Here is an 18,374-nt window from a genome sequence, read left to right as displayed (position 1 = left end):
AAGTTCAGCCTACGCCGCAGCCCGGTACACGGTGGCGAAGTTGCCATAGTAGGCGGTGACGATATCGTTCAAATTATGCAGCCGCTTGTCGTACAGCACGCTGAGCACGAGCGAGACGAGCGGCAAGCGCGGCAGGTCCTTCTGCACGATCTGCTGAAACGCGACATAGGTATCGCGGCGTTTGGCGGGGTCGGTCTGCGTCGCGCCCGCCTTCAACAAGCGATCCACCTCGGGGTTCATGTAATGATCCCCATTCGAAAACGGCACGCCGGGCTTGAAGCTACTCGATGCGTAGAAACGCTGAATACCGATGACCGGATCAGGGCCGACATTCCCCAGCACCAGACCCAGATCGAAGGTGCGATCCGTATAGATGCGCTTCACATACGTACCGAAATCTTCGGGCTGCAGCGTGACCCGTATTCCCACGCGTGACAGCGCCGCGCGCAGATATTGCGAAACCTGCATCATTGCCGGCTTCGGATTCGAGTCGAGCGTCAGGTCGAAACGCACGCCACCCGCACCGCGCTTGAACCCCGCGGCGTCGAGCAAGGCGTTGGCGGTATCGAGATCGTAGGGATAGCGCGCGACATCGTTCGTAAAGAACTGCGGCAGCGAGTCCGGCAATGGCGCGTATGCCGGCTTCGCGAAACCGAAGTAGATATTCTTGACGATAAAGTTCGGATCGATGGCATGGTAAATTGCCTGACGGACGCGCACATCTTTGAATACCGGCCGATCCAGATTGAAGTCCAGATTAAGCGCCATTGCGGTCAATGGCGAATCCCCCGAAACGAGACGCAGATTCGGCAATTTCCCGAGTCTTTCGAGATCGATCTGCGGAAAGATCTCATTGGTTCCCAATTGAATCGCGTCGGTCTGCAGCGCGGCACTGGCCGCCGCCGTATCCGGATAGAAGCGAAAATACAGCGTATCGAGATAGGGCAAACCAGCCTGCCAATATGCCGGGTTGCGTTCAAGTTCGACGAAACTCCCGCGTTGCCATTGTTTGAAGCGGAACGGTCCCGTACCGACGGGGGCGTTGTTGACCGGATTCGTCATCACGTCGCGCCCTTCGTACAAATGCTTCGGCAAGACCTGCGCGACGGCCGCGTGCAAGCCGTTCAAGATATACGGCGATGGCTCGCTGACATGCAGCACCACCGTGTGCGCATCCGGCGTATCGACCGATGTCACATTGGCGAATGTCGTGCGCCCCTGAGGATGCAGCGTCTTCCAGACATTCAGGAGGGTCCAGGCGACATCCGACGACGTGAACGGCTTGCCATCGTGCCATTTGACGCCCTGGCGCAGATGCAGCGTAATGGCCAGGCCGTCGCCGCGCGTCTCCCACGATGTGGCCAAACCCGGTTGCGGTTTGAATTGCGCGTCATAGTTGAGCAGACCGTCGAAGACCTTCGTCGAAACGAACAACGGCGGGCCGGCCGACGAATAGGCGTTCGTCAGAAAGTCCGGCTCCGCATAGATTCCCATGGTAATGGGGCCGCCACGCACCGGCGCGCCCGTGTCCGCTGCCTCGGCCGCGGTGCTTGTTGCCATCGATCCGATGGCCAACACCCCGGACGCCAAGGCCGGCCATGCCAATGACCCTGTGAGTGCCGTGGCCCCCGTCGCAAAAAAGCGCGCGGACGTACGCAGAAATGTCCGTCTTGTCGTGTGATCGTGCTTCATAAATACCGTTGTACTGACCTTGCTTCGATGCGCGATGGGTCGCGTGATTTGTCGTTCGATTGGTCGTGCTTTAGAGGCCGCCGACACCAATGCCGACGCTCACACCGACACCTACGCGGCGTGCTGTTTCGCGAATTGCGTCAACGAATGCGTTGCCTTGGACGAGCCAGTCGCGCCACTCGATGCGTTGATCGTCTGCAAAACCGCGTTCGAGCGCGTGGCGGTCTGCGTCTCGAAATCACGTATCGCCATATTCGACGTGCCGTCGCGCGCCAACTGCTCCACCAGTTGCAGCTCCCATTCCAGATAGTCGACCATGGCCTTTGCGGCCTGTTCGCGCGGCACGTCATAGGCGCCATAACGGCGGTCCGCCTGACCGGTCAGATTGCCTTCATCGCCGTGCGCTTCAGGCAAACCCAGTGCTTGCCAACGTCGCGTCCCTCCCAATAGCACCTGGATGGCGGGCGCCCCCTGCGATGCCAGCGCGCGCAGCGCTTCCGCTAAGGCCCCGTCCGTCTTTGCCGCGCGCGTGAGGTCGGCGGCTAGCAAGGACGCCAGCACGCCGTCGCGCGATGTCAGGACCACCGCATCCACTGCTTGCCTTGCGAGGAGCGTCGGCAGCAGGGACTGCACCGCGCCGGGTGCCACGAACACGGCGCCGGCGATATGGGCGCGGCGGAACACCAGACTGTCGTCGACATCGATCAGCAGCACGCGCTGCGTATTGCTCGGGACCGCCGTGCCGGCAGCAGCGCCGCCCACCGGATGCAGACGCGCCAACGCGTCGGGTTCGATCCAGGCAAGCGGCTCCTCCGTATCGCGCAAAACAGTCACCGGCTCCGGACCAATCTGCTGCGCCTGGCCCAATACATCGTCGATGACGTAGACCTCATGACTGCCCAACTGATTGAGCCAGGAGGCCGTCAAACGCGCGCGTACGCGATCGGTGTCGGTCAGCACGATACGCGCACGGCGCGTCCCCACATATTCGTCCAGGGCCTGAACCAACTGCCCTCCAGCGCCGGAACGCCAACCGGCCGCATGCCCAGCCTCGTATTCGCGCGGGTCACGGACATCGAACTTATACAAGGAACGTGCGCCCGCGGCCGCGTCCGACTCGAAATGGGCCAAGGTCTCCGCATCGATGATGCTGACCCGTCCCTTCAACGCGACGGCTTCCGCAAGACCTTGCGCCTTGGCCAGCGTCGCGGCGGAGGGGCGCGGCGCCGTGCGGATCTCCTGATGCGCCAGCGTGAAGCCCTCCAGCAACCAGGCCATGGTGCCGCCGGTCAACGCCGCCACCGGATTGGGAATGCCCGCATTGATCAGGGACTGTGCACCGAGGATGCTGCGCGTACGACCGGCGCAATTGACGACGACCAGCGTATCCGGCGAGGGCGCCGCTTCCAAGGCCCGGTAGACAAGCTCCGCACCGGCGCTGTCATAGGCGCCGGGTATGCTCATCCGTTGAAATTCTTCGAACGGGCGCGAGTCCAGCACGACGACGTCGGCTTTGGTATCGAGCAGCCGCTTCAGCGTGGGCGCATCGATATTCGGCGTGTGCAATGCATGCTCGATCACTTCACCGAATGCTTTCGTCGGCACGTTGGTGCCGCTGAACAATTCGAAGCCTGCCGCGCGCCAGCCTTGCACGCCGCCGTCGAGTACACGCACATCTTCATAACCCCAGCGAACCAGTTTCCGGGCCGCCGCCTCAGCAATGTCGTCCTTCTCGTCGACAATAACGATCGGCGTGCTTCGCAGTGGCACGAGACGTTCGATATCCAGGCCGAGCCGGGCGGCGGGGGCGATCGACGAAAACAGCAAATGGGCGTCGAACGCATCGCCCGCTTCACGCACGTCCAGAACGGCATGCTCGTCGCCCGTCTGCACCAGCGCGCGAAGAGCATGCGGCGCGATACGAGGCACCGCGACGGCCGTCGAGGCCACGTTGATATCCGCGGCAGCGCGCCGCGACTCGATCGAATGAAGCTGCTGGCTCATGACGATTTACCTTAGTCTCGAAAAGATTCGGCCAGAAGACGCGATCGGATCTAGCATTGTCGACGCGCCTTTGGGAACCGCCACTATCGCGAGAAGCGATAAACCCGTGAACCAATTAAATCTGCTTTACTTATCTTTTGATAAAAGCCGCTTATGCCTGCCGCACTATTCAGTTTTCCTGCACATTCATCTGGCGCCGGACCTCGACACAGTCGCGATCGGGAAGGAGCATCTCGACAAACTGATACACATATTCGCGGAAAGACGCACCGCTGCGCACAGCGATCAACGCGGTGTTGGATTGCGAAAGCTCCGGCACGGTGAAGACGACAAATTCCTTGTCGTCCTGACGCGCGGGATCGATCGCCATCTCTGCCAGTATGCCGACGCCGAGTCCGATTTCGACATAGGCCTTGATGACATCGGAGTCGAGCGCGGTCAGGACGATCTCCGGATCGAGTCCGGCTCGCGAAAACATGCGGTCGATATGCTGCCGTGCGGTGAAGTCGCGGTCGTACGTGATGATCGGATAGGCCGCGATATCGGCGAGCGTCGGTAAGGGGTGCGATGCCAACGGATGCCCGCGTCGTACCGCGACGACATAGCGCCAGGAATGGAACGTCAAGGTATTCAGTCGCGATTCGGCCGCCAAGGATTCCGTGGCCACGCCAACATCGGCGTCGCCCTGCGCGACCCACTCCGCGACCTGACGCGGCATCGCCTGCCGCACCGCGATTTCGATATGGGGATGCAGCGCGCGGAATTGTTCGATCGCCGAGGGCAAGGTGTACCGTGCATGGGCATGGGTGGTCGCGATGACAAGCCGACCGCCCTCGTCCCGCGCATACCGTGCGGCCTCCTCGACCAGACGCTCGACGCCTTCGGCTACCCGATGAATCATCGGCACCAAGGCCGTTCCGGCGTCCGTCAATGCAACAAAACGGCGCCCTCGCCGCACGAATAAAGGGATGCCCAGTTCGCCCTCGAAATCGAGGATCTGCTTGCTCACCCCAGACTGGGAAGCCTGCAAGGCATTGGCGACCTCGGTCAGATTGAGATGTCGACTCAAGGCCTCGCTTACATATCGAAACTGCCTGAAATTCATCGCTTCTCTATCGGGAAACAAAGGCAAGCTGGCCCGCGGACAGCAGTCATTGCACTATTTCGAGGGGCTTTGGTGCGCGCAGTCACGGGAGGTTCAAGGCCTTGGCGAGGTTGCGTGGAGAGGCGGACAGGTTGTCCCGGAATAGCGCTCTTTTTAGGTTTTTTAGTATATAGACGGGGTTTTGGCACGGAACCAATGATTCGATATATACAAATCAGGAAGGCTGGCCTGGGGTAATCACGGAGTCTGGATGCCACAGTCCACCGGTCACCCTTCGTCCTTGATATCGTGCTTACGAATTTTGTCGAACAAAGTCGTTTTCGGGATTTGCAAGGCAATGGCAGTGCGCGATAAATGATAATTTTGACGACGTAACTCTTCCAGAATCATCACGCGCTCGAAATGATTGACTGCGTCGACAAGTCCCATGTTCACGGACGTATCTAACAATGTCGACTTGTGCGCCATTCCTAGAACGAAACGTTCCGCTTCATTGCGTAATTCACGTACGTTGCCCGGCCAATCTCGACTGGCCAGCTCTGCCATCACGCTTTCACGTATGATCGGCAGCGGTCGATTCAACCGATGCGCACATTGTCCGCAAAAGTACGCAAACAAGAGCGGAATATCGTCCCGGCGCTCGCGGAGTAACGGGATATCGATCGTCGCGACATTGATACGAAAGAAGAGGTCTGCGCGAAATTGCTTATCGTCGGCGAGTTGCGCCAAATTGGTCTTCGATGCGGCGATGATACGGAAATCGACATCGATCGTCTTGTTCGCCCCAAGCCGCTCGACAGTGCGCTCCTGCAAAACGCGTAGCAGCTTGATTTGCATTGCCGAAGGCATGCTCTCGATTTCATCGAGGAACAGCGTGCCTTTATCCGCGAATTCAATTTTGCCGATGCGCCGACGCGTTGCGCCCGAAAATGCACCCGCTTCGTGGCCGAATATCTCACTTTCAAAAAGCGCCTCTGGAATGCCACCACAATTCAACGCGACAAACGGACCACTGCGACCCGATTGATCATGTATCGTGCGAGCGATCATATCCTTGCCCGTCCCCGTTTCGCCGAGCAACAGGATGTCGGTCGGCAACGGCGCCAGTTGGCGTATCGTATCTCGTAATCGCGCCATCACAGCCGATGTGCCGATCAAACGATGACCCAGGTCGCCCTGACTGGCGATCCGCTCTCGCAAACGGGCCACCTCGCGTTCGAGCGCGGCCTTTTCAAGTCCGCGTTGCACGATCTTGACCAGTTCATGCGGCTGAAACGGCTTCTGTACGAAATCATACGCCCCCTCTCGCATCGCTTTCACGGCGGTCGCCACGTCGCCGTGACCAGTAATCATGATCACCGGTATGTGCGGATAGCGCGCGGACAACTCCAGCAAAAACACGTCGCCTTGCAGGCCTGGCAGGCGAATATCGGTAACGACCACGCCATGAAACGGTCTGTCAAGGACGACACGCGCCGCTTCGACCGAAGCGAACCCGAGAACGGGTATGTCTTCCAGCTCCAGTGCTTGCATGCATCCCAAACGGACATCGGCATCGTCCTCGACCAGAATAACCATCGGATCATTCATGCTGTACCTTTCCCTTCTCCATCGCTAGGCCAAGCATCACGGAAAATCGTGCGCCGCCGTTCGGTAGATTTATCGCAGTCAGTGTTCCGCCGTAACTTTTTACGATGTCCGACGAAATGGCCAGACCCAGGCCCAATCCGCTTAGCGATTTCGTCGTAAAAAACGGCTCGAAGATTCTTTGCAAGACTTCCTCGCTCATTCCCCTGCCGTTGTCCTCGACGTCGATGACCGCCCTGTCGTTCACGATGCGCCAGTCAACGGAGATGGCGGCATTCTCGATTCCATCGACGGCATCCATGGCGTTCCCGATCAAATTGACGAGCACCTGCTCGAATCGAACGGGATTACACCGGACACGGATCGATACCGGAAACCCGCCTTGCGCGAAACGAATCGCTTTACCGCCCTGCTGCATGCGATGGGCCAAAAGCGCTTGTGCCGCATCCACGGACGTCGCGATATCCGCGTCGCTATTATCGTCGTCCGCGCGGCGCGCGAATGATTTCAATTGCCGCGTGAGCCGTCCCATTCGCACGACGATATCGTTGATGCGTTCGAGGTTGTGCCGTACCGTCGCCACATCTTGCCGCTCGAGAAAGCGAACGGCATTTGCCGATAGCGTGCTGAGCGCCGCCAAAGGCTGATTGATCTCGTGTGCGAGGCCTGCTGATAATTGCCCGATCACCGCAAGGTTCTCCGTGCGAATCAACTCCTGCTGAAAGTTTTGAAGTTGCACCGCGGCGAGTGTCCGTTCCGCCACTTGGCGCGTCAGTGCGGCGTTGGCAGCAGTAAGTTCCCCGCTTCGCTGCGCTACTTGTTCTTCCAGTCGACTATTCGCTTCGCGTAAGCGATCTTGCGCGGCAAGACGGTCTCGTATGGACATGCGCCATTGCGCAAGCGACAACGAGGCAACGGCGATGAATAAGATCAATATGCTGGTTGCAAGCGCAACTATCCCCGCCTCCCTTTCTTCCGGCCCGGGATCGACCAGCGAAATAAGCTTCATTCCAAAGGAAGAAACCGGCCAATCGACTGCGAGATATCGCACGTCACGCTTTTCGCGCGACAAGGTCACCAGGTAGGTATCGTCGGTGAAACGCTTCTCAATTTTCCACGGTAATGCATCGATGGGCTGTTGGTTGTATTGCCGCGATTGCGCCAGCGCATCTTTCGTCGTCGCGCTCAACGCACCGATAGTATGAAACTTCCACGCGGAAACCGACGACAGAACAATGACATTATTGGCATCCACCAGCAATAAAGGCTGCGTACGTGCATGCCAAAGTAGCTCTAACTGCTCAAGCCCTATCTTGATCGCGACGATGCCGACACGCTGGTTCGCATACTCGACTGCCGTGGCAAGGTAATAGCCTGGTCGGCTTTGCGTCGTTCCCACCGCGTAATAACGGGAGATACGCCCGACCTGCGCTTGCTGGAAGTACGGGCGGAACGGAAGGCGATTTCCTATAAAAGAGTGATCGGCCTGCCAATTGCTGCTGGCCAGCACCGTCCCGTCCAAAGAAATCAAGAAAACGCTTTCCGCGCCGACGTTCGCGTTGAGCGATGCGAGAAAGCGATTGATTGCCGCGCTATCTTGACCGCCAGGGTGTGCCAGATAATCGACAACGGCCTTGTCACTCGCAACCGTGATCGGTACCAGCCCGAAGCGATCGACCTCTTTATTCAACGTCGCTTCTTGCAGCGCGAGCGTGAGCGTGCTGCTATCGTGCAACGCACGAAAACCGCGCTGAAGAGACCAGTGGTACACGACGGTGCCGGCACCCCACGCAATCAACAGCGCCGCCAACAGAAATAGAAGCACCGCGCGCGCTCTCACCGACCCAAGCGATTTCATCCTCACAGCGCATCCATTCCAAGTCACAGATTCCCCACCGAACATGGCACATTTTGAGAGGTGGAAGGAAGGTGCATTGTTGTTTTTTCACCCGCCACTGAGACACACGGCAGATATTCGCGCTAGCCGGCCATCGCGTGAATCGAGACGTCACACCGCATAAGCATTTATCAGGCCAGAAAAGATGGCGTTCTAAATCGATGATTTATTTAAAAATGCATTAATCGCCTTATTTATTTCGTTCGGAAATCCGTATAAGCCCATACTTGACGTTCGGAAATCCGAACATTCCATTCTTTTATTACGAGACCTCTTGCGCACATTCAACAATGGATTTTTCAGCACTTTAAAGGATAAAACATTAATTACGGCAAAGCTTTTTGCTGACCTCAAGAACCTTACGCTACAATCTCGCATCGCGGCTTTTCGACGCACCTCAAGCGTTTCTGACCGCGCGACCGCTTTGCATTTATTCACGTGACGTGTATGGATTGGCGATTTGGCACGCGCCAAAATCTGTCGTCCTGCATTTCCGATCATGTCGATAACGTGTCGCGCATAGATATAGGCAAGTGATTGCAATGAGCAATAGAGAAGATCAAGCTGTGCCCGTCAAACGTTCAGGCGTATCGCGCCGCAAATTCATGACGGCTGCGGCCGCAGGGGCTGCCGCCCTCTATGGCGGTTATTCCTACGGCTTTGGCAGTCAATATCGCGCCGCGCGTGCAGATCGAGAAGTCGATGTTTTGTTAATCGGCGGCGGCATTATGAGCGCGACGCTCGGCGTTTATCTGAAAGAACTGGAACCGGGTTGGACATGCGAGGTATTCGAACGACTCGATAAAGTCGCTGAAGAAAGCTCGAACGGCTGGAATAATGCAGGAACCGGCCATTCTGCTTTGTGCGAGTTGAATTACACGCCCATGGACGATCAGGGCAATGTGCATATTGCGCAAGCGATCGGGATTAATGAGAATTTCCAGATCTCCCGCCAATTCTGGTCGCACCAAGTGCGGCAAGGCGTTCTCGGCGATCCGCGCGGTTTTATCAACTCCACGCCACACATGAATCTGGTATTTGGCGAGGAAAATCGCGCATTCATTCGCAAGCGGGTTGAAGCCTTGAAAGCATCGCCGCTGTTTGCCGGGATGGAAATGACGACGGATCCGGAGCAGATCCAGCGTTGGATACCCATCATGATGGAGGGCCGTAAGCCCGACGAAGTCCTGACGGCCACACGCTCGCCATTGGGCACCGACGTCAATCTGGGTGAAATCACGCGGCAATTCTACGGACACTTGACGGATAAATCCGGCGTGAAAGTGTCGACCGGTTATGAAGTCCGCTCCATTACCCGCAACGATGATGGCACGTGGCGCGTCTCCGCCTTCAATGTCAAAGACAGCAGCAAGGTGCAGACGGTGGATGCGCGCATCGTATTCATCGGCGCGGGCGGCGCCGCACTGCCGTTGCTGCAACTGTCGGGCATTCCGGAGGCGAAGCAGTACGGTGGCTTCCCGGTGGGCGGCGAGTTCCTGGTAACCGACAATCCCGAAATCACCTCGCGCCATCTGGCCAAGGTGTATGGGCTTGCCGATACCGGCTCGCCACCCATGTCGGTGCCGCACCTGGATACGCGCGTCCTCGACGGTAAGAAGGTCATTTTGTTTGGACCGTTTGCCACGTGGTCGAGCAAGTTCCTGAAGAACGGCTCTTATTTCGATCTGGCCAAGGCGACGACGCTATCCAACGTCATCCCGGAAATGCAAGTCGGCGTGCACGAGTTCGCCTTGGTAAAATACCTTGCGCAGCAATTGGCCTTGTCGCGCGAGGAAAAAATGGCGGCGCTGCGCCATTACATGCCCGAGGCCAAAGATCAGGATTGGCGGCTGTGGGAGGCCGGCCAGCGCGTGCAGATCATCAAAAAGGATCCGAAAAAAGGCGGCGTATTACGGCTGGGCACCGAGGTCGTCGTGTCGAGTGATCGGACCGTATCGGCGCTGTTAGGCGCCTCGCCGGGCGGATCGACCTCGCCTGCGATCATGCTGTCCTTGCTCGAGCGGGTGTTCCCGGATCAGATGAAGTCCGCGGCGTGGCAAAGTAAAATTCGCGAGATCGTGCCGAGCTACGGTAAGAAGCTCAACGACGATCCGCAGATGCTCGCGGCCGAGTGGGCCGCAACGGCAGCCACGTTGAAACTTGCGATCGCTTCTCCAAGCCTGGATCACTTCGTACCGACCGCCCCCGCGCCGAAAGCAGGAACCGGCACTGTGAAAAAGGTTCCCGATATGGCGTTGTAACGAGCATACCGGGGGCGGCGATCCTGCTGCGCGTCACGCCACGGGATCGTCATCCTGAATCGGAATCGGAACGCTCACGCGGGATCGCGCAAATTTGCTCAGCCGCTCGCAGCAATGCCGAAGCGGCGCTTCGGCGGCAACACGCCAGTCCTCACCTCACCTCACCTCACCTCACCTCACCTCACCTCACCCATCAATTGTGCGCATCCCCGCACAGCCTGTATCGAATTGCGCGGATTATCAAACAGCGGAGATCGGCTTACAGTGCGAATCACCTGCCGTATCCGGCTTCTACCGAGAGAGCACGCCATGACACAACGCCACGAACCGTCCTCCGACACCTTTACCCCTGCCGCGAGCGGGCTGACGCTTCATCGCATGGGCTATGGCGCGATGCAGCTGGCGGGACCGCACGTCTGGGGCCCGCCGAAGGATCGTCAGGCCGCCCTTGCGGTCCTGCGTCGCGCGATGGACCTCGGCATCAATCATATCGACACGTCGGACTTCTACGGTCCCCACGTCACGAACCAGATCATCCGCGAGGCCTTGCATCCCTATCGCAAGGATCTGGTGATCGTCACCAAGATCGGTTTCCGTCGCGGCGACGACCAATCCTGGATTCCGGCGCCGTCGCCCGATGCCCTGCGCGCCGCCGTACACGACAATCTCAAAAATCTCGGATTGGACGCGCTCGACGTGGTCAATCTGCGTGCGCAGGGTCTGGCGGGGCCGGAAGGCGAATCGCTTGCCGAGGCCTTGCATACCTTGGTACAGCTACAGCGGGACGGCCTGGTGCGGCATATCGGCTTGAGCAACGTCAATGCGCAGCAGGTGGACGAGGCGCTGGCGATCGCACCGATCGTCTGCGTGCAAAATCTGTATAACCTCGCCCAGCGCAACGACGACGCACTGCTGGACAAGCTGACCGCGCACGGCATCGCCTTCGTGCCGTTTTTCCCGCTCGGCGGATTTACGCCGTTGCAATCGGGTACGTTGCAGGCAGTCGCGGATCGACTCGGCGCACAGCCGATGCAGGTGGCACTGGCATGGCTACTGCACCGGGCTCCGAATGTCCTCGTGATTCCCGGTACGTCGTCGGTCGGCCATCTCGAAGAAAACGTCGCGGCGGGCGCGATTCACCTCGATGCCGCGACGCTTGCCGAGCTCGACACGATCGGCAAGCAAGACGCTTGACGCGTGACATCATGCGCGTGACGGCGGCGGTACGCTAGGGGGTCAGGCGTCGGCGAGCGGGATGTCGACGATGCGCGCCGCGTCGAGAGCGCGGATGCGACGATCGACAAAGTAGCCGCCGCCCTCCGTGTATCGTAAATACACCGACCTGCACACCTGGCAGCGGGAAACGGTGCAACGATTGTACGGAAAGTAATGCGGAGCGATCGGTGCATCGTCCGTCCAATATGTCGTACCGGACGGTAGGTACTCTTCGTAGCTGGGTTCATCGACACCGTGCGGGATCAGGCTGCCGATATCATCGAGTACCGACTCATCGAACGACAAGGGCACCGATTGCCACCCTGCCAGATTCGTTTTGCCGCAGCCGCAAGCACTATTCGCAGTGTCGCGTATCGATGATGCAGATGGCGCGGCCTCGACGATCTCCCGCAAGGCGACGGCGTCCAGAAAGGGGGGCATGACAGATCCGATGTCGATAAAAAAGAGGGACTAAGGCGCGTCGATGACGACGTCGCGCACCGCATCGATAAACCGCTCTGGTTCATCGTGGAACAGCATATGACTGCTGTTGTCGAAGTATATCGTTCTCGCGCCCTCTATGTGCTCGGCAACCCACGCAACGCCTTCGGCCGGGAACACCGGGTCCTTGCGCGCCGCCAATACCAGCGTCGGTAACGCAAGCGTCGGAATGAAATCGCGCCAGTCGTGCTGGCCATGATCGTTCATCAAGGCAACGCGTGCGTAGGACGGACATTGTTCCGTCTGCGCGCGCCACGCGCGGCGCTCGGACTCGGTCGGCTCGCGATGAACACAATCGGTCAGGTTCTGCCGGTCGAAATCGGCCATATCCCCTTCCATCCGCGTCATCGTAATAGCCAGATTTACGGGATCGAAACATTGGGCATGCGCCCACTTCCAATCCAGCGCCGCGAACTGCCGGGGCGTCTGCTGCGCCAGAACGAGCTGCCGCACCCGATCCTTCCCATACAATTCGAGATAACTCCACACGACGGCGCACCCGATCGACCATCCCAATAAAGTGACATCCTGCAGCGAGAGCGCGTCGATCAGGTCGCGTAAGTCGGCAGCCAGACGAGAGAGGCGATAGCCATGCCGGGGCTTGTCCGAGAGGCCATGTCCGCGCAGGTCCAACGAGATCACCCGTGCATGCTTGGCAAGCGCGGGCACGATCGGGTCGAATACCGCACCGCTGAAAGACCAGCCATGCAGCAATATCAGCGGCTTGCCGCTGCCCCGCTCCGTGTAGTGCAGGCGAATGCCATCGTTTGTCGTCAACCACGTCATCGTATCCCTCTCCCCGCTCGGTAAGACCATCGGCACACTGCGCGGATCCGCGATCTCGCTGCTCGCCGTACGCCGTCTCGATGCAACTATTCGCAAGCGGCATTCCCGAAAACACTGCTACCGACGGCTTGCGCTGCACGCTCGGCAAGGAACCGGTACAGTACTGCATTGAATCGATCCGGACCTTGCAACAATGACGTCATTTGTAAGCTTTCCCCGTCGCCCGACGCGACTGTCGGCCATGAAGAAACGGGCGGCCGCATGCTTGAGTGCGGCGGCACTGCTGAGCGGTGTCGCGCATGCCGCGCCGGCGCCCGCCGCCAATGCGACTTCGACCGACCATGCGGCGTTGCCGCCGGCACTGCAGACGGCGATCGATCGCAACAGCCTGAAGCTGATCAAGGTCTTCCCCGCTGCCGGAGGATTGACCGGCTATGTGGTGTCGCAAGGGCCGGGCAAGAACGTGGTCGTCTATTCGACCGACTCGCACCAGGTGCTGATCACCGGGCAGCTGATCGACGCGCAAGGCAAGGACCTTAGCGCCGGCTATGCCGCGCAATACGGCGTGAAGCTGAATCTCGATCAGTTCGGCAAAGCCGTCGAAGATGCGCCCGCTGTCGTTGAAGGCGCGCAAGGCGGTGCCCATCCGGTTAAGTCGACGGTCTATGTGTTCATGGACCCGAACTGTATCTTCTGCCATCTGACCTGGAAGGCCTTGCAGCCTTACGAACAAGCCGGCCTGCAGGTGCGCTGGATCGTGATGGGCTTCCTGAAGCCCGACTCCTTCGGCAAAGCGGCGGCCTTGATGCAGGCGAAGGACGGCGCCGCCGCGCTGAAGAAGCTTGAAACGGATTATTCCGAACAGGATGAAGAGGCCGGCATCACGCCACTGGCGCAAGTCCCGTCCGACATCAAGGCAAAGCTGGATGGCAACTTCGCGTTATTCCAGCAACTCGGTTTCGAAGGCACGCCGACACTGATGATGAAGGACGCGGCCGGCCACTGGTCCAAGATCGAAGGCATGCCGAAACTCAGCGACCTGCCGCAGGCATTGCATCTGCCCGAACAATCGATCACCGATCCGGAACTGCAACGCTTCCGCTGATCTGCGATCCTGTTCTGCCGGATTCGCACGCTGCAACGCAAACGGCCCCCGCGAAATCACGCGGGGGCCGTTTGTCTGTCGACTGTCCTGAAATACCGGATCAGTTTTCCGGATCGCGGCGCGTCGTACGAATGCCGCCGCTTTCGCGGTCGATCTCGGTGACCTGCATGCCATCGGACGGCTGACGTGACGGGCGCGGGGAGGGTTCGTTCAACACGGCCCAAAACATGCCAATATCGTTGACCGCATTCATGAACTCATGAAACTGGACCGGCTTCACGACATAGGCGTTGACGCCCAGCTCATAGCTATCCAATAAATCCTGCTCTTCGCGCGAGGAAGTCAACATCACGATCGGGATGTGACGCAGGTCCTTATCCGAGCGAATGGCCGCCATGACTTCGTGCCCGTCCATGCGCGGCAACTTCTTGTCGAGCAGGACGACGGCCGGATCGTCATCGTCACGATCCGCCCAGGCGCCTTCCCGGCGCAAGTAGTCCATCGCCTCGACGCCGTCGCGCACGGTGATGACCGGATTGGCCAAACGGCTCTTCTCCAATGCGATCAAGATCAATTCAAGATCATTCGCACTATCCTCAACGATCAGGATCGGCTTCAACATCTGCTCACCTCACGATTTCCTATTTGCTATTTTTTGTTCGTGCTTCATGCCTGCCACCCTTGCGTACGCCGCCGGTGGGTGACAGTTCGCCCGTGGCCGCCAGCCGTGCGACGGCCGCCGCCGGCGTCTCGCGCACACCGCTTTGCGCCCGATAGTGCAGCGGCAAGGACAAGAAGAAGGTTGCCCCCTTCCCGGGTGCCCCCTGTGCCCAGACGCTGCCGCCATGCCGCTCCATGATCCGCCGCACATGCGCAAGCCCGATCCCCGTTCCGGTGAACTCGTCGTCTGCATGCAGGCGCTGGAAGACGCCGAAAAGCTTGCCGGCATACTTCATATCGAAACCGGCGCCATTGTCCCTGACGTACACGACATGCTGCCCCGCATACTGCGCGGGCACCTCGTTCGCCGGCAAGGTGCCGATTTCGATTTTGGGATGCGCCACCTTCCGGGAGAACTTCGCCGCGTTCGACACCAAATTCTGCAGCGCCAGTCGAAGGAATGTCGCGTCGCCTTCCACACGCGGCAAATCGCCGATTTCCCAGGTGATTTCACGCGGGTGCTCGGCGTCACGCTGCGACTCGGTCGCCAAGCGGGCTTCCCCAGCGACCACGTCGTCGACGATCGCGCGCAAGGACAGCTCGTGCACATCGAGCGCCGCCCGGCCCATCTGGGCGAACGCCAATAAATCATCCACCAGACGGCCACCGAATTCCGACGACGTCAGAATACGCTTAATGAAATTTTGACCGCGCGTACTCAGATTACCGCCATCGACCTCTTCCAGCAGCGCCGCGAAGCTATGGATATGCCGCAACGGCGCCCGCAGGTCGTGCGACACCGTGTACGAAAAATCTTCCAGCTCACGGTTTGCCTGGCCCAATGCCATCGCCAGTTGCGCCAGCTCTTCGGCGCGCGTCAGGACAATGCCCAGCATCGCCGTCCGGAACTCGAACGCCATTTCGCGCTCGGCCGCCAGCCAGGGCATCGAACGATCGCGCACCGTATCGGTCCACGTCTCGAAGCTCTCGCGCGGCGACAAGGTATCCGACAATGTCGCCAGTTTCGCCCGCGGATCGCCAGCCCATTCGACGGTCTGGATTACCTCGGGGCGGAACCATATCACATAATTTCGGAACACCTTGGAAAGCGATACGGCGAGCACACCGGCGATCGGACCGTCTGCCATCCAGGCGCACACGTCCCGTGCGCGGTCCGTATGCACGATATCGTCCGGTTGCTCGACCAACCAGTCGACCAGCTTCTCGATATCCCTGTCGGCCGGCGTCTCGCCGATCCGCGTGATCCGGCCTTCGAAGACAATCGCCGCACCGGTACTGGCAGTAAATGCCAACAGGTCGTCCTTGTCCGCCACGAGTGCATCGACAAAACTGTCCGTCTTCGCCATCTGGGCGAGCAAGGCGGACAGAATCTTTCGCAGAGAGAGCCGGTAAGCCGCCTCGAATTGCAGATCACGCGCTTCGATCTGCAATGACAGGATCTGCGCGATATGCGCGCAAGCCGTGCGCGTCTCGAACGGGGCGATCCGCGGCGCATCGTGATGGCAGGAGATCAGTCCCCACAAGGTGTTGCCGACGACGATCGACATCGACATCGACGCCGCTGTCCCCATATTCCGCATGTACTGCACGTGCACCGGCGACACGCTGCGCAGCGACGCCAAGGTCAGATCGGTCGCGGCACCGGTATCGGGGTGGAGCGCCGGCACCAACACCGCGGGCACATAGTCGGCATCGGGAATCAGCCGGATACGATTCAGCCGATACAGCTGCCGCGCCTGCGCCGGGATATCGGATGCCGGGAAGCGTTGTGCCAAAAACGAGGGGAGATCGCCACGCAGCGCCTCGGCGATGACATGGCCGTGGCCTTCGTGATCGAAACGATAGACCAACGTACGACCGAAGCCGGTGATTTTCGAGATTTGATTGGCCGCCAGGACGGCGAGTTCGCTTATCTCGATATCGCGTTGCAGTCCACCGAGAAAATCCTGCACCAGCGGATACATAGCGTTATACAGATCGCCCTGATGCTGGGCCTTCTCCAGCTCGACGACCCGTACGCCCTTGTATTGATGCAAGACGACAAACCAGCCGCCGGGCGCGCGCGGCGCCGCATCGCCGTCTCGCGCCGCCGCCGGCGCGTTGGCATCGACCACGCCCAGGACCATCGTCTCGCCTTCTTGCAGACGCGGCAAGGCGTCCGCGACCATGGCCGCCGGCTTGTCGCCCAGCGCGTCCGCCAGCGGCGCGCCGATGAGGCGATCCGGCGCATGACCGCACCACCGGTCAATATTCGCGCTCACCTGCGCCACGCGACCTTGCGCATCCAACGTCGCCAGATAGCCGTGCGGCTGTATCGCTCCGGGGACGTGGATGGGCTCTTTCGCACACGCATGATCCATCGGAGTGCGTGACTGCTGCGCGGATACGGACATGGGCAACCGGGTGGCGATCAAAAACCTATTGTCGCATGGGGCGACCCGGCGCATCCGGCTTTATCCCTAAATCCGATGATTTCAATATCCATCCAGCGACCGCCATGTCATAGTTTTGCGGTAAAAATGGCCGGCGCGCATCAAGCCTCGCCCCGCCGGCCGCCCTCAGCCGATTTGCCGCCTCATATCTGTTTTCTCAAAAACGATCCAGGGAGTGATGTATGCCGCGTTTGACAGCCAAGGACTTTCATCCCGCATTGCTGGAACTGTACGATCACTATGCGCATGGGCAGATCACCCGTCGGATGTTCCTCGATCGGGCAGCCAAATACGCGGTGGGGGGCATGACCGCCGCCTCGATTCTGAGCTTGATGAGCCCGGATTACGCGTTGGCGAGCCAGGTCGCGGCGGATGACCCCGACATCGTCGCCCAATACATCACCTATCCCTCGCCGAACGGCAACGGTACCGTGCGCGCCTATCTGGTACGCCCACGCTCGGCGCAGGCGCTCGGCAACGCGGCGGGCGGCCTTCCTGGCGTGGTCGTGGTCCATGAAAACCGCGGACTGAATCCCTATATCGAGGATGTGACGCGACGGCTGGCCAAAGCCGGCTATCTCGCATTGGCGCCGGACGGCCTGTCCTCGGTGGGCGGCTATCCCGGCAACGACGAGCAAGGCGTCGCGTTGCAGAATCAAGTCGATCCGACAAAACTGATGAACGACTTTTTTGCCGCGGTCGAATTGCTGCTGACGCCCAGCATGACGAACGGAAAGGTCGGCATCGTCGGATTCTGTTACGGCGGCGGCGTCGCCAATGCGGCGGCGGTCGCCTATCCCGAATTGAAAGCGGCGGTGCCGTTCTACGGCATGCAGCCCAAGGCCGAGGACGTGCCGCGTATCAAGGCGCCGCTACTGCTGCACTACGCGGGGCTCGATCAGCGCATCGATGCGGGCTGGCCGGCGTACGAAGCGGCCCTGAAAGCGAACGGGAAAGTCTACGAAGGGTATATCTATCCGGGCGTCAACCACGGATTTCACAACGATACCACCCCTCGCTACGACGAAAAAGCCGCTACGCTGGCCTGGGACCGCACACTCCACTGGTTCCGTAAGTATTTGGCCTAGCAGGATTTTCTCAGGATTTT

12 protein-coding genes and 1 pseudogene are annotated in these 18,374 nt (G+C 59.6%); 4 read left to right on the top strand and 9 right to left on the bottom strand.

All coding sequences use genetic code 11. The features are described from left to right. Nucleotides 1-9: 9 nt before the first annotated feature. The 5 genes from ABEG21_RS19205 to ABEG21_RS19185 form a co-directional block, all read right to left on the bottom strand. The gene (locus ABEG21_RS19205) at nucleotides 10-1,560 is read right to left on the bottom strand and encodes an ABC transporter substrate-binding protein (protein ID WP_347557019.1); all 1,551 of its coding nucleotides are present in this window, start codon (nucleotides 1,558-1,560) and stop codon (nucleotides 10-12) included. 243 nt (nucleotides 1,561-1,803) lie between these two features. Then, entirely contained in the window at nucleotides 1,804-3,696 is a 1,893-nt protein-coding gene (locus ABEG21_RS19200) for a rhodanese-like domain-containing protein (RefSeq protein WP_347557018.1), read from the bottom strand. A 169-nt stretch (nucleotides 3,697-3,865) separates the two neighbouring features. Then, nucleotides 3,866-4,801, bottom strand: coding sequence for a LysR substrate-binding domain-containing protein (locus ABEG21_RS19195; RefSeq protein ID WP_347557017.1), 936 nt, complete (start codon nucleotides 4,799-4,801; stop codon nucleotides 3,866-3,868). A 267-nt stretch (nucleotides 4,802-5,068) separates the two neighbouring features. After that, nucleotides 5,069-6,391: a sigma-54 dependent transcriptional regulator gene (locus ABEG21_RS19190; RefSeq protein WP_347557016.1), complete on the bottom strand. Its 1,323-nt coding sequence runs from the start codon at nucleotides 6,389-6,391 to the stop codon at nucleotides 5,069-5,071. Continuing rightward, nucleotides 6,384-8,246 (bottom strand): ATP-binding protein, encoded by a 1,863-nt coding sequence (locus tag ABEG21_RS19185; protein WP_347557015.1) that lies wholly within the window; start codon nucleotides 8,244-8,246, stop codon nucleotides 6,384-6,386. The genes ABEG21_RS19190 and ABEG21_RS19185 overlap by 8 nt, the downstream gene beginning before the upstream one ends. 581 nt (nucleotides 8,247-8,827) lie before the next feature. Here ABEG21_RS19185 and mqo point away from each other — a divergent pair. Together mqo and ABEG21_RS19175 are read left to right on the top strand one after the other, a co-directional pair. Then, complete coding sequence (gene mqo, locus ABEG21_RS19180; protein ID WP_347557014.1) at nucleotides 8,828-10,546, top strand: malate dehydrogenase (quinone); 1,719 nt, start codon at nucleotides 8,828-8,830, stop codon at nucleotides 10,544-10,546. Between the two features lie 309 nt (nucleotides 10,547-10,855). Further along, entirely contained in the window at nucleotides 10,856-11,740 is an 885-nt protein-coding gene (locus tag ABEG21_RS19175; protein ID WP_347557013.1) for an oxidoreductase, read from the top strand. A 42-nt stretch (nucleotides 11,741-11,782) separates the two neighbouring features. Here the strand turns inward: ABEG21_RS19175 and ABEG21_RS19170 are convergent, their stop codons facing one another. Together ABEG21_RS19170 and ABEG21_RS19165 are read right to left on the bottom strand one after the other, a co-directional pair. Next, entirely contained in the window at nucleotides 11,783-12,202 is a 420-nt protein-coding gene (locus tag ABEG21_RS19170; protein WP_347557012.1) for a hypothetical protein, read from the bottom strand. Nucleotides 12,203-12,232: 30 nt separating this feature from the next. Further along, nucleotides 12,233-13,048, bottom strand: coding sequence for an alpha/beta hydrolase (locus ABEG21_RS19165; RefSeq protein ID WP_347557011.1), 816 nt, complete (start codon nucleotides 13,046-13,048; stop codon nucleotides 12,233-12,235). Nucleotides 13,049-13,241: 193 nt separating this feature from the next. On the opposite strand from ABEG21_RS19165, the gene dsbG reads away from it, so the two are divergent. Then, on the top strand, nucleotides 13,242-14,153 hold the full coding sequence (dsbG, locus tag ABEG21_RS19160) for a thiol:disulfide interchange protein DsbG (protein WP_347557010.1): 912 nt from the start codon (nucleotides 13,242-13,244) through the stop codon (nucleotides 14,151-14,153). A 202-nt stretch (nucleotides 14,154-14,355) separates the two neighbouring features. Here the strand turns inward: dsbG and ABEG21_RS19155 are convergent. Both ABEG21_RS19155 and ABEG21_RS19150 read right to left on the bottom strand, forming a co-directional pair. Beyond that, a pseudogene (locus ABEG21_RS19155) lies at nucleotides 14,356-14,775 on the bottom strand (response regulator); the annotation flags it as partial. A gap of 19 nt (nucleotides 14,776-14,794) precedes the next feature. After that, nucleotides 14,795-17,227: an ATP-binding protein gene (locus tag ABEG21_RS19150; RefSeq protein WP_347557009.1), complete on the bottom strand. Its 2,433-nt coding sequence runs from the start codon at nucleotides 17,225-17,227 to the stop codon at nucleotides 14,795-14,797. Between the two features lie 221 nt (nucleotides 17,228-17,448). On the opposite strand from ABEG21_RS19150, the gene yghX reads away from it, so the two are divergent. After that, entirely contained in the window at nucleotides 17,449-18,354 is a 906-nt protein-coding gene (gene yghX, locus ABEG21_RS19145) for a YghX family hydrolase (protein WP_347557008.1), read from the top strand. Nucleotides 18,355-18,374 lie beyond the last annotated feature (20 nt).

It is taken from the genome of Robbsia sp. KACC 23696, from assembly GCF_039852015.1.
In the GTDB taxonomy this organism is placed as follows: Bacteria; Pseudomonadota; Gammaproteobacteria; order Burkholderiales; family Burkholderiaceae; genus Robbsia.
The sequence above is the reverse complement of the archived record's forward strand: the minus strand, read 5'-3'. Positions and strand labels throughout refer to the sequence as shown.